Annotated in this window: 15 protein-coding genes; 14 read left to right on the top strand and 1 reads right to left on the bottom strand. The window is 45.2% G+C overall.

The genetic code is table 11. The annotated features are described in order from the left end of the window. The first annotated feature begins 223 nt into the window (after positions 1–223). From Q7A_RS03830 to Q7A_RS03805, 5 genes are all read left to right on the top strand, one after another. Positions 224–448 carry a hypothetical protein gene (locus Q7A_RS03830; RefSeq protein ID WP_041354338.1) on the top strand — a complete coding sequence of 75 codons (225 nt, stop codon included), beginning with the start codon at positions 224–226 and terminating at the stop codon, positions 446–448. Between the two features lie 636 nt (positions 449–1,084). Continuing rightward, positions 1,085–1,339: a type II toxin-antitoxin system Phd/YefM family antitoxin gene (locus Q7A_RS03825; protein ID WP_014706018.1), complete on the top strand. Its 255-nt coding sequence runs from the start codon at positions 1,085–1,087 to the stop codon at positions 1,337–1,339. After that, the gene (locus tag Q7A_RS03820; protein WP_014706017.1) at positions 1,332–1,595 is read left to right on the top strand and encodes a Txe/YoeB family addiction module toxin; all 264 of its coding nucleotides are present in this window, start codon (positions 1,332–1,334) and stop codon (positions 1,593–1,595) included. Before Q7A_RS03825 ends, Q7A_RS03820 begins: the two co-directional genes overlap by 8 nt. 510 nt (positions 1,596–2,105) lie before the next feature. Further along, positions 2,106–2,372, top strand: coding sequence for a DksA/TraR family C4-type zinc finger protein (locus Q7A_RS03810; RefSeq protein WP_014706016.1), 267 nt, complete (start codon positions 2,106–2,108; stop codon positions 2,370–2,372). Between the two features lie 259 nt (positions 2,373–2,631). After that, a complete protein-coding gene (locus Q7A_RS03805) occupies positions 2,632–3,048 on the top strand; it encodes a hypothetical protein (protein WP_014706014.1) in 417 nt (138 codons plus the stop codon). A gap of 88 nt (positions 3,049–3,136) precedes the next feature. On the opposite strand, the gene prlC is transcribed toward Q7A_RS03805, so the two are convergent. Further along, the gene (prlC, locus tag Q7A_RS03800) at positions 3,137–5,176 is read right to left on the bottom strand and encodes an oligopeptidase A (RefSeq protein ID WP_041354334.1); all 2,040 of its coding nucleotides are present in this window, start codon (positions 5,174–5,176) and stop codon (positions 3,137–3,139) included. A gap of 139 nt (positions 5,177–5,315) precedes the next feature. Between prlC and Q7A_RS03795 the strand changes: the two genes are divergently transcribed. From Q7A_RS03795 to lptB, 9 genes are all read left to right on the top strand, one after another. Further along, positions 5,316–6,110, top strand: a complete 795-nt coding sequence (locus Q7A_RS03795; protein ID WP_014706012.1) for a UDP-2,3-diacylglucosamine diphosphatase — start codon at positions 5,316–5,318, stop codon at positions 6,108–6,110. Beyond that, complete coding sequence (locus Q7A_RS03790) at positions 6,110–7,156, top strand: glycosyltransferase family 4 protein (RefSeq protein WP_014706011.1); 1,047 nt, start codon at positions 6,110–6,112, stop codon at positions 7,154–7,156. The genes Q7A_RS03795 and Q7A_RS03790 overlap by 1 nt, the downstream gene beginning before the upstream one ends. 128 nt (positions 7,157–7,284) lie before the next feature. Then, entirely contained in the window at positions 7,285–8,013 is a 729-nt protein-coding gene (locus Q7A_RS03785) for an MlaA family lipoprotein (protein ID WP_014706010.1), read from the top strand. Between the two features lie 95 nt (positions 8,014–8,108). Then, complete coding sequence (locus Q7A_RS03780; RefSeq protein ID WP_014706009.1) at positions 8,109–9,095, top strand: calcium/sodium antiporter; 987 nt, start codon at positions 8,109–8,111, stop codon at positions 9,093–9,095. Next, complete coding sequence (locus tag Q7A_RS03775) at positions 9,092–10,069, top strand: KpsF/GutQ family sugar-phosphate isomerase (protein WP_014706008.1); 978 nt, start codon at positions 9,092–9,094, stop codon at positions 10,067–10,069. Before Q7A_RS03780 ends, Q7A_RS03775 begins: the two co-directional genes overlap by 4 nt. A 15-nt stretch (positions 10,070–10,084) precedes the next feature. After that, the gene (gene kdsC / locus Q7A_RS03770) at positions 10,085–10,606 is read left to right on the top strand and encodes a 3-deoxy-manno-octulosonate-8-phosphatase KdsC (protein WP_014706007.1); all 522 of its coding nucleotides are present in this window, start codon (positions 10,085–10,087) and stop codon (positions 10,604–10,606) included. Then, entirely contained in the window at positions 10,590–11,159 is a 570-nt protein-coding gene (lptC, locus tag Q7A_RS03765; protein ID WP_041354332.1) for an LPS export ABC transporter periplasmic protein LptC, read from the top strand. The genes kdsC and lptC overlap by 17 nt, the downstream gene beginning before the upstream one ends. After that, positions 11,140–11,949 carry a lipopolysaccharide transport periplasmic protein LptA gene (lptA, locus tag Q7A_RS03760; RefSeq protein ID WP_014706005.1) on the top strand — a complete coding sequence of 270 codons (810 nt, stop codon included), beginning with the start codon at positions 11,140–11,142 and terminating at the stop codon, positions 11,947–11,949. The genes lptC and lptA overlap by 20 nt, the downstream gene beginning before the upstream one ends. Before the next feature lie 13 nt (positions 11,950–11,962). Beyond that, entirely contained in the window at positions 11,963–12,688 is a 726-nt protein-coding gene (gene lptB / locus Q7A_RS03755; protein WP_014706004.1) for an LPS export ABC transporter ATP-binding protein, read from the top strand. The last annotated feature ends 128 nt before the right edge of the window (positions 12,689–12,816 follow it).

The following is a 12,816-nucleotide window of genomic DNA, read 5'->3' as shown; positions in this document are numbered from 1 at the left end:
AGCAGTTTCGACCTGATTTTTTTGATAAGAGTGCTTCATGAAGTCAGAATTCTTGGCTGATTTTTATAGCTAGACTTTTACACAGTGGGTAGGTTTGGCTGAGGGACGAAGCCCAACTTTTTCGGCATTGCAACACGAATTATAAATACAGACAAACTTGCACAAGTGACTTTTCTTGGTAAGATGAAATCTCAATTAAGGACAGTAACTTTAAAGGATTTTCATGAAAGTCATTACCATCACTTCAACGTTGGCAACAATCTTATTAGTCACTGCCTGTGCAACACCTCAAGCATCATGGAGGAAGACTGATATCAACGCAGAAGACACACATACAGCACTGGCTGACTGCAAGTACCAAGTCCAACTCAATAAAATACCATCTGCTGAACAAGACTCAGTAATCTCCAACTGCATGGAATCAAAAGGGTTTCGCTGGCAACGCTAAGTCGTCTCCCATTCAGGTTTTGGTGGCTCAACGAATTTGATTTTTCTTGTGGACTAAAGCCCACTGTTCATTTTTTGCGTGGCCAAAAAACGAACCAAAAAAAGCCAGCCCATACTCGCCCTGCGGGTTCCCTGCGCTTCTCGATCTGGTCGGGCATGACGGAAACTCCCTTCGGTCAAACAACCGTCATGCTGATCCGACCAGCTCTGTGATGCTCGGCTTCGTATAAGGGCGTTAAGGGAGAATCCCAAAACGTGAGGCTAGGATCCCCCTTTTGTGTTGCCGATAAAAATGGTTATTTCAGGATTAGAAATCGGAATGTCTGAGCGAAGCGAGTTTTTTCGATTTCCCTGAGATAGCCATTTTTATCGGGGAACCGCAGGCCAACACATGGGGTGCCTTTTTCTTTGGTTCGTTTCTTTTGGGCAAGCAAAAGAAATGAACGCCCCGCGGCAGCGTTCCAAATCATAAGGTCAATAAATTGTTGAGATTTCAAACCCCAATTGTTGGGTTTCGCAGGCTCAACCGCAACCTACCAAAAATTAATATCACCACCGATAAAAAACTTGAACAACTTATTGTACAAGTAACCCCATCCAACTATACTTGTACAACTCATTGTACAAAGGTGCCGATATGAAAATCGTCTCATTTTCTGAAGCCAGAAATAGCTTAAAAACCGTTCTTGATGGTGTGGTGAACGATGCAGATACCACCATCATCACCCGCCGTGATGCAGAAGATGCCGTGGTGATGTCGTTGGATTACTTCAACGGCCTGATGGAAACCGTGCATTTACTGCGCTCACCGGAGAACGTAAAACATCTGAATAAATCGATTGAACAATTCAAAGCTGGCAAGGCGAAACCGCGAGAGCTGATGGATGACTAAACGCTTATTGTCATGGACTGACGAGGCTTGGAAAGATTATCTCTACTGGCAAGGTCAGGATAAAAAAACACTACGCCGAATCAACAAATTGATCACCGATGTTCAACGCAGTCCCTTTGAAGGGATCGGCAAACCGGAGGCCTTAAAAGAAAATCTATCCGGTTTCTGGTCGCGACGGATTGATGATACCCATCGCTTGGTTTATGCCGTTGAGGATTCAGCGATTACGATTGTTTCTTGTCGGTATCATTATTAAAACTTGGTAGGTTGCGGCTGAGGAACGAAGCCCAACAATTCGTATTTTTTATAAAAGTATTTTGTTTCGACTTGATGTCGAGTCAGGGGAATGCGTGCCCATTCCCCTAACAACCCCAGGGCACCCCTTGTGTTGGCCTGCGGCTCTACTGCGTTGCGTTTTTTGTCAGGGAGACTCACCAAACTCGCTGCGCTCACAAATTTGTCTGGAACAAATTTGGACGCCGGAGGCGCCCGAAGGGTGAGTGGCAGGGATGCCACGAATCAGACAGGTAAGTCTCTAATCCTGACAAAAAACCGCTACTCGTCAACACAAAAGGGGACGATTGGAGTTCGCCTCACCTGTTGGGTTCTTCATTTACGAAAATGTGATTGTTGGGTTTCACAGGTTCAACCCAACCTATCCTTGAAATACAATCCATCTTTATCATCTTGCGTTTTAACGCATCCACCCCAATATAGGTTTAATATGCTTAAATAAAGCTATGAAGTCAGTCAGTTGGAGGTTGTTATGGCTGGAGGTTGGTCTCGTGATGGTGCGGTGCAGGATCAGATTGATGCCAGTGTTGAAGATGGTATCCAACAGGTCCGTTCTCGTTTACCCAAAGGCGAAAGCCTGACGCATTGTGAAGAGTGCGAAAAGGAAATCCCCCTGGCACGTCGTGAAGCTGTGCCGGGCGTACGTCTTTGTGTGAAATGTCAGGAAATGATCGATAAAGAAAACAAGGCGTTAAATCTATTTAATCGACGTGGTAGTAAGGACAGTCAGTTACGCTAAGATTTGTTTATTTTTCATATCCACCAACGCTAATGATTATTCTTTAATAAATAAACCGTTAGCGCGATTTTGCTTTTCAATGCTTCTGTGTGTAAAGCTGTGTTGTGAATCTAGGCTCTGTTGATCTTTAATATCTGCCTCTATTGAGGCTCTGAAAAATAAACAGGCCCTGATTAACATGAATTTGAAACTGGTCAGTTTAAAGTCAGATAATTAAAGTCCAATGCTTTAACTGACTCCAATTTTTGAGAGAAATAAAATGAAAAAAATATTATTGGCATTGCCTTTTGTTTTTGCAATGCAGCAAGCCCTGGCAATCAATGACCAAGATGAAGAAAACTATAAAACTAATTACATCACGCAATTAAAACCGTTAGTTGTGCAAAAATTGAGTGCTGATAGACCAGAAATGACAGCGCGTGCCGTTGATGCTGAGGCCAGTGCCTATGTTACCAAGATGGCTGGTTGTCAGTTACAGGGACTGAGCCAGTTTCCGGAAACTTATCGTGAAAAAGCAATTAAGCCTGTAGCACAAGGAGCTGATATTGCGCAAACGACTCATGACTTAAACACAGAAATGCTTAAAGATATTGAATCGGGCAAACTTTCAAAAGAACAAGCAACCATAATGGTTCAAAATGCTCAGGAAACAGTTCAGATCTGTCTGAATTCATAAAGTCATCAGCATCAAAATAACAAGAAAGAAGGGTCTACCGAACTTTCATAGACCGTTTAAGCCCCGAAATATCGGGGCTTTTTTTATTTTATGCAGCAATGCCGGTATGTCTTAACAATGCATCAATCTGCGGTTCGCGGCCACGGAACTCAATAAACAGCTCCATCGGTTCGCGAGAACCACCCTGCTCCAGAATGGCTTCAAGAAATTCCAGACCGGTCTGCCGATCAAAGATACCCTTCTCTTCAAACTTGGAAAACGCATCGGCGGACAGCACTTCGGCCCATTTATAGCTGTAATAACCTGCGGCATAACCACCAGCAAAGATATGGGCAAAGCTGTGGGCAAAGCGATTGAATTTGGGAGGCTTCACCACGGTGACTTCGTTACGCACCTGTTCCAGAATCTTGTCGACCTGATTCGGCTCATTCGGGTTAAACTCCAGATGCAACCGGAAGTCAAATAACGAGAATTCCAGCTGACGTAACATCATCATTGCCGATTGGAAGTTACGAGCCGCCAGCATTTTGTCGAACAAATCATCAGGCAGTTTTTCACCGGTTTGATAATGGCCGGAAATTAAATCCAATGCTTCACGCTCCCAGCACCAGTTTTCCATAAACTGACTTGGCAGCTCGACCGCATCCCACGCCACACCATTAATACCCGACACACCGGCATATTCAATTTTTGTCAGCATATGATGCAGACCGTGACCGAATTCATGGAATAAGGTAGTCACTTCATCATGGGTAAACAAAGCCGGTTTATCGCCGACGGGTTCAGAGAAATTACAGGTCAAAAACGCCACTGGAATTTCAATGCCTTCGGCAGTGCGACGGCGAGCCTTGCATTCATCCATCCATGCGCCACCACGTTTGTGCTGACGGGCGTATAAATCCAGATAGAACTGAGCACGTACGTTGCCATTCTCGGCAACAATTTCAAAGAAGCGTACGTCTTTGTGCCAGACATCTACATCCGTGCGTTCCCGAATATCCAGACCGTATAAACGGTTGACTACGGCAAACAGGCCATTCACCACTTTGTTTTCCGGGAAGTACGGTTTTAATTCTTCCTGTGAGATCGAATAACGTTGCTGACGCAGTTTTTCTGCAAAATAGGTGACATCCCAGGCCTCAAGTTGATCCTGATCGGCAGTGGATTTGGCAAAGGCGCGTAATTCGGCATATTCCTGCTCGGCAATCGGTTTGGAGCGCTTGGCTAAATCCTGCAGAAAGTCCAGAACCTGTTGCGGTGATTGCGCCATTTTGGTGGCCAAAGAACGTTCAGCATGATTGGCAAACCCTAGCAGGTTAGCCAACTGATGACGCAGGTTCAGAATATCCAGCATCACTTCAGTGTTATCCCATTTACCGGCATTCGGTCCCTGATCGGAAGCCTTGGTGGCAAACGCGGTATACATTTCCTCTCGCAATTCACGATTATCGGCGTAGGACATGACTGGCATATACGATGGGAAGTCAAGGGTAAACAACCAGCCTTCCTCACCTTCGCGTTTGGCCATTTGCTCAGCCATTTCAATGGTGGATGGCGGTAAACCTGATAATAATGACTCGTCTGTGATCAACTTACGCCAGGCGTGAGTTGCATCCAGTAAATTTTCTTCAAATTTGGCGGTGCGTTCAGTCATTTGTTGTGACAGCTTTTTAAATTCATCACGTTGCTGCTGATCCAGCTCAACACCTGACAAACGAAAATCACGAACGGCGTTATCAATGACTTTCTTCTGCGCCGTATCCAGTTTCTGATATTCAGCGCCTTCAGCAATGGCTTTATAGGCTTGATACAGCATTTCATTCTGGCCCAACTCAGTCGAAAACTCGCTGAGTTTAGGCAAACAGGCGTTGTAGGCCTGACGCAGCTCTTCTGAGTTGACCACCGAATTCATATGGCTGACCGGCGACCAGACACTGTCAATCAATGCATCCATATCTTCCATTGGCTGTACCAATGTGTCCCATGTTGGCTCTGAAAGCGTGCTCAAAATAGTGTCAATTTTATTGCGAGCCGTGCTTAATGCGTGATCAATTGCGGGCTCAACATGCTTTGCTTTAATTGCGGAAAATGGCGGTAGACGGTGGTTTTCCAATAATGGATTGCTCATAATAGTGTCCTGATTAGGTTCGGTATCGCCCGCAGTGTAGCGCGTGAAGTTATTGTCATGGTAACGCAACAAAATAGTCATCACACTGCAATATCTAATAGATAAGGTTTGCTCAGAATTTTAAGTGAATGAGTGCCTTATGCAAACACAACTAAGTCACAAGCAAAAGCTGAAAGTTCGCACCGTGTTCATTTCGGATATCCATCTTGGCTTCCGAGGCTGCAGTGCCGAGCTCCTCCTTAACTTTTTACATAATGTGGAATGCGAATATCTTTATCTGGTCGGCGATATTATCGACGTCTGGGAAATGAAAAAGCGCATGTACTGGCCTCAGGAACACAATAACGTTGTCCGTACCCTGCTCGGCAAAGCCAAGCACAATACCAAGGTCATTTTCGTTCCCGGCAACCATGATGAGATTCTGCGTGATTATGATGGTGCCGTGTTCGGTAATGTGCAGATCCATAACGAAATCATTCATACCACCGCTGATAAACGTAAGTTGTTAATCATTCACGGCGATCAATTCGATAGCGTAGTGAAAATTTCGCCAATGCTGGCCAAAATCGGCAGCCGGCTCTACGAGTTTTTATTGCGTGCCAATCGCTGGGTGAATTACTTCCGCCGTAAGATGGGCTTCTCTTACTGGTCACTGGCAGCGTTTTTGAAACATAAAGTCAAAAATGCAGTGCAGTACATCAGTAATTTTGAAGAAGCTGTGGCACATGAGGCCTCTAAACAAGAGGTAGATGGGGTTGTCTGCGGACATATTCACCGTGCTGAAATCACCCGCATTGAAGACATCGATTACTACAATTGCGGCGATTGGGTAGAGAGTTGTACGGCTTTAGTGGAACACCCTGATGGCCGGATGGAAATCATTCCATGGGCAGCAGTATTTAATCAGCAAACATTGATTGCCAAAGCCGCTTGATGAAACTGGTTATCGTTACAGATGCCTGGGAGCCTCAGGTCAACGGGGTTGTGCGAACTCTGGGGAAAACCCGCGAGCATCTTCAGGAAATGGGCTATGAAGTCATCATGCTCAGTCCACTAGATTTTAAAACCATTCCCTGTCCGAGTTACCCCTCTATTCGGCTGGCCTTGATGCCATATCGAAAACTGGCAATTATGCTCGACAATCTGCAAGCAGACGCCGTACATATTGCTACTGAAGGTCCTTTAGGCATGGCAGCCAGACGTTGGTGCCTGCGGAATAACATTCGCTTTACGACTTCATTTCATACTCAGTTTCCCGAATATTTACGTCTGCGTTTACCGGTACCGCTTAGTTGGAGCTATGCCTGGCTGCGACGTTTTCATCGTCCGGCGGTGAGAACTCTGGTGCCCACCATTTCACAACAACAACGCTTGCAGCAATATGGTTTTCAGGATGTGTACGTGTGGGGACGTGGTGTCGATACCGATATATTCACTACAAATAATGCCAAAAATTATGACTTACCCCGCCCGGTTTTTATCAATATGGGCCGGGTTGCTGTTGAAAAGAACATTGAAGCCTTTCTGGATTTGGATTTACCCGGCAGTAAAGTAGTGATTGGCGATGGGCCTGATTTAGACATGCTGCAAAAACGTTACTCTGATGTGCTGTTTACCGGTGCTAAATTTGCTGAAGAACTCGCGGCCTATCTGGCTGGCGGTGATGTCTTTGTATTTCCAAGTAAGACTGATACTTTTGGCTTGGTGATTCTTGAAGCGATGGCGTGCGGATTGCCAGTTGCCGCTTATCCTGTGACCGGTCCGAAGGATATTATTATTAAAGGTGAAACCGGCGAGCTTGATTGGGATCTACAAAAAGCAGCGTTAAATGCGCTGAATCTGCAAAAAACCGATTGTATTGCTTATGCACACGAAAATAGCTGGCACAAATGTAGCGAAGTATTTTCCGGTTATATGTATAACAACTATCCAGAAACTCAGGTTAAAACTGCGCAAATGCTCGGCCAGAAAAGCGGATGAACGATCTTTTTCATGTTGCAAAGTGACAACACCATCAAACTTTCTTGGTATTAGTACAACAGATCACTTGATTAGCCTGGAACTGCCGTGAGATTATTCTCAGTAAATTTGTTTCAGGGAATGCCGCAATGTTCGATCTAAAAGTTTTTTCCAGGCTCAGCCTGCTCGGTTTAATGGTTCTGTTCACAGGTTGTGCCACCGTGCAAACGCCTGATGAACGTGATCCATATGAAAGCTATAACCGTGCAATGTATCAATTTAACGATACCGTTGATCGCGCAGTGTTAAAGCCTGTTGCCAAGGGTTACGATGCAGTAGTTCCTGATGCGATTAGCTGGGGCGTCAGCAATTTCTTCAGTAACCTGAATGACATTACGGTCGCTATTAACAGCCTGTTGCAAGGTAAATTCAGTCAGGCAGCCGATGATACTGGTCGTTTTCTGTTAAATAGCACCGTCGGGGTGGCAGGTATCTTTGATGTTGCCGGTCATGCTGGCAATAAGAAACGTAACGAAGATTTCGGTCAGACACTGGGAACCTGGGGTGCTGAACCCGGCGCTTACATCGTATTACCGTTTTTTGGTCCCCGCACTGTGCGTGACTCATTTGGTTTAGTTGGCGATATGTTTACTGACCCGGTGATGTATGTTGAAGGTCCGGGTGCACGTAATGCCTTTGCAGGAACACGTTTGGTGGATACCCGTGCCAACCTGCTCAAGTCAGAACGGGTTCTGGATGAAGCCACCGATGACGAATATGCATACGTAAGAAATGCCTATCTGCAACGTCGTCAATATCTGGTTTATGATGGTAATCCACCTGATAATGATGATTTTGATTTGTTCGATGACCAGTAATACATCGCGACATAACATATCTCCACCGTTATAATAAAAAGAGCCGGATTTAGTCCGGCTCTTTTTATTTTTAAGGTTCCATCATCGGTTATTAAATGACTTCTTTTCTATTTATAAGCGCCATTATCAGTGGGTTTACCCTATTGATCTGGGGAGCGGATAAATTTATTGATGGTGCGGCAGGCATTGCATCGAATCTGGGCGTTGCTCCCTTGATTGTGGGGTTGACTATTGTCGGTTTTGGTACCTCTGCCCCAGAAATGATAGTTTCAGCAATCGCCGCATTTGACGGTGCTCCTGCCTTGGGTATTGGCAATGCCATTGGATCCAATATCACCAATGTTGGACTGGTTCTGGGCGTCACGATTCTGGTCGCTCCCCTAGCGGTTCACTCCATTACCTTGAGAAGAGAATTTCCGGTATTGGTCTTCATCATGTTTCTCTCCCTGCTGTTATTACTGTGGGATATGGAACTGAATCGGATTGATGGCCTGGTTCTGTTTACAGGGTTTATATTGACGCTAGGTGGTATGGCCTGGCTGGCCGTTAAAAGTGCTCAGGACGATCCGCTGAAGATTGAATTTACCCAGGAATATCAGCAGCCAAAACGCTCACTGAAAAAATCCATCATCCTTTTTTTGACTGGATTAATTGCCTTACTGGGGGGAGCCAAACTCTTAATCTGGGGGGCAACCGGTGTCGCACAATTGTTGGGCATTAGTGATTTGGTGATTGGTTTAACCGTCGTTGCTATTGGCACCAGCTTGCCGGAGTTAGCTGCCTGTATTTCTTCTGCTTTGAAAAATGAACATGATATTGCGGTTGGCAATATTCTCGGTTCAAATATCTTTAATTTGCTTGCGGTTCTTGCCATGCCGGGTCTGATTTACCCATCAAAAGTGGATTCACTACTGCTAACCCGTGATTTTAGCTTTATGATAGGTCTGACAATCGTGCTTTATCTGTTTGCACGGTTTTGTTTAAAAGGCCGTTTGGGACGTCCGGTTGGTTTATTATTACTGCTGATTTATGCCGGCTATATAAGTTTGCTGGCCTATCAAGGTGTGCATAACGGTATATGAAAATAGATTCGGATAAATTAAAAAAGCTTGCTCTGGCAGTCATCGATACCGAGCTGGAGTCTGTGACTTTGCTTCGCGATAGAGTTGATGATGATTTTGTTCGTGCCTGTGATTATCTGCTGCAGTGTCAGGGTCGTATTGTGGTGATTGGCATGGGAAAATCCGGTCATATCGGCAGTAAAATCGCGGCGACGCTGGCCAGCACCGGCAGCCCGGCATTTTTTGTTCATCCCGGTGAAGCCAGTCATGGTGATTTGGGCATGATCACCGACAAAGATGTTGTTCTGGCTTTATCCAACTCGGGTGAAACTGCGGAGATTCTGACCATATTGCCATTGATTAAACGACTTGGTGTGCCATTAATCACAATGAGTGGTCGGATGGATTCAACACTTTCGTTATGCGCTGACGCGACTATCAACGTCAGTGTTAAAAAAGAAGCCTGCCCATTGGGATTAGCCCCGACATCCAGTACCACCGTCGCACTGATAATGGGTGATGCACTGGCCATTGCGTTATTAGAAACCCGAGGCTTTACTGCTGAAGATTTTGCCTTATCTCATCCGGGCGGCAATCTTGGTCGTCGATTATTATTACGTGTTAGCGACATCATGCATACCGGCGCAGCGATCCCTAAAGTGAATGAACAGGCATTACTGCGTGAGGCACTGATTGAAATGTCTGACAAAAGCCTGGGCATGACAGCCGTGGTGGATAATGATGACAAGCTGGTGGGGATCTTCACCGATGGTGATTTGCGTCGAGTCCTGGCACAGGAAGTGAATATTCTGACAGCCACTCTTAAAGATCATATGACTCAACATTGTAAAACAGGCCAGGCAGAGATGCTGGCCGCAGAAGCATTGCAAATGATGCAACAATACAAAATCAATGGTTTGTTAATTACCGATAACAACCATAAATTAATTGGTGCTTTGAATATGCACGATTTATTGCGTGCTGGCGTAGTCTGATTTTCAGGATAAACAATGCAAGATATAACGGCTCGTGCCAAACAAATTAAGCTGGTGATTTTTGATGTTGATGGTGTGTTGACTGATGGCAGTATCATCATTGGTGATGATGGTGAGGAGTATAAAGCCTTCAACTCTCGTGATGGACATGGCATGAAACTGCTGCAATACACCGGTGTCAATATTGCTATTATCACTGGACGTACTTCCAGAGTAGTTGAACATCGTATGCAAAGCCTTGGAGTTAACCTGGTTTACCAGGGACAAAAAGTAAAACTTCCAGCCTTTGAAGAGCTGTTAAAAACCCTTAAATTGAAGCCGGAGCAATGTGCTTATGTGGGTGATGATTGGGTGGATTTGTCTATCATGAGCAGAGTCGGTTTAGCGATTGCTGTTCAGGATGCTGATGCTGTAGTGAAAAAACATGCACATTGGATCACTCCGTCCATGGGTGGCAGAGGTGCTGCCCGTGATGTATGTGAATTAATCATGGAAGGACAGGGAACCCTGCAGGACCAAATTGAACGCCATTTTTAATTTACCCAACTCTCTCAAGCTCGCTTTGTTGCTGGTTGCAGGGATCAGCTTGTGGCTGTTACTAAACAAGCCCGAAGCAGCTAAAACAGAATCTTTGGTGCAATACAGTATTGATTTTGGGATGACGGATTTCAAAATGACCGTCATGGATATCAATGGCAAACCTTCACGGGTGATTACTGGAGAAACGCTATATCACTATCCGGAGAATGATCGTACCGAAATTTTCACTCCGAACACCCTGTTTATCTCACCGGAAAATAATGATTGGATCATTGAGTCGGATCATGCCGAAACTCAGGGTGAAGGTGAGAACATTCTTCTGACCGGCAATGTTATTATTACCAATAAAGATCGACCGGAAATACAGTTATTAACTGAAGTTCTGAATCTGGATACTGTTAATAACACGGCCTATACCGATCAGCCGGTGACCATGAAATCACCACATGGCAATACTCATTCAGTGGGATTTCATGCCGCGTTACAAGAAGAAACTATTAATCTGCACTCCAGGGTGCGAGGACAATACAATGCGCCACCTGTTAATTAATCTGCTTTGGGGAATCACAATCATCCCATCAATTGCCCTCGCCTTACCGAGTGATCGCGAGCAACCGATAAATATTGAAGCAGATCATGCGCAGCTCGATGATGAGACTGGCGTCACCCAATATAAAGGTGATGCCATACTGACACAGGGCACTTTACGTATCGAAGGTGATGTCATTACTTTTTTTTATGACGAAAACCGCGAACTGGAAAAAGCCATTGCTGAAGGCAACCTTGCCACTTATGAACAAGTTCATAAAGAAGGTGATAAACCGGTCAAAGCGAAAGCCTTGCAGATGGAATACCATGCCAGCAAACAACGTATCTTTCTGGTCGGCCAGGGCTATGTCTGGCAGTCAGGTGATGAATTCCGTGGTAATCATATCGAATACGATATCGACAGAAATATTGTTATTGCCAATTCAAGACCGGTCGAAGTTGATGGACAGCAACAGTCCAGTGGCCGCGTCCACATCACCATCCAGCCGCCCGAACAACGCGAAAAAAAGAACCGTACATCTGCAAAACCAGAGGTTGAAACACCTCCGCCATCAACTGAAGCGCCCGAACAGCAATCCGATTTGAGCTATCCCACCGCAGTGACTCAAACCACACTGAATGTCAGAACCGGCCCAGGTACGCAATATGAACGCCTTGGTGCTTTTGTCGAAAACACCGAAGTAATCGTGCTGACCCGTCAGCCGGAATGGGTACAAGTCAGAGGTATGATTGGCGATAAAGCTATTATTGGTTGGGTTAGCGCACGCTATTTGAAGATGAATCCTGAATAACCACGGAAATTAAATGAGTCAACTTTCTGCAATGTCGCTTGCCAAGCAATTTGGTGATCGACAGGTTGTTAAAAATATCTCCCTTGAAGTAAACAGTGGTGAAATTGTTGGCTTGCTTGGTCCCAATGGCGCCGGGAAAACCACCAGTTTTTATATGATTGTCGGATTGATCCCGGTTGATCATGGCAGTATTTTTCTTAATCAACAGGAACTTACCCATGAGCCCATTCATACCCGCGCCCAATTGGGTATAGGCTACCTGCCTCAAGAAGCTTCTGTTTTTCGTAAATTATCTGTTGAAGACAATCTATACGCCATTATCGAAACCCGAAAAAACCTCAGCCTTATTGCAAAACAGCAATTGCTGGAAAGGTTATTGGAAGAATTCCACATTGGTCATATCCGAAAATCAATGGGTATGGCTTTATCAGGCGGTGAAAGGCGCCGGGTGGAAATTGCCCGTGCTTTAGCCATGGATCCAAAATTTATCCTGCTGGATGAACCGTTTGCCGGTGTTGATCCGATTTCCGTTCTGGATATACAGGGTATTATCAAAGCGCTGGCTGCGAGAGGTATTGGTATTTTAATCACAGACCATAATGTGCGTGAGACACTGAGCGTCTGTGGGCGCGCTTATATTTTTAATGAAGGCGAAGTCATTGCCAAGGGCAGCCCCGACGATATCCTTCAGGATAAGCGTGTTCTTAGCGTTTATCTTGGACGGGACTTTCGCTTATGAATTCACTAGGACTTGTTGATCTTTCATCTCCGCCTCTGTTGTGAGCTGAAAAAGCGTCAATCAAGGCACGAGGAGCGCCTTTTGTGAGATACATCCATGTATCTCACCCCATTGGGGCTTGCGCTCAA

The organism is Methylophaga nitratireducenticrescens (assembly GCF_000260985.4).
GTDB lineage: Bacteria > Pseudomonadota > Gammaproteobacteria > Nitrosococcales > Methylophagaceae > Methylophaga > Methylophaga nitratireducenticrescens.
The sequence above is the reverse complement of the archived record's forward strand: the minus strand, read 5'-3'. Positions and strand labels throughout refer to the sequence as shown.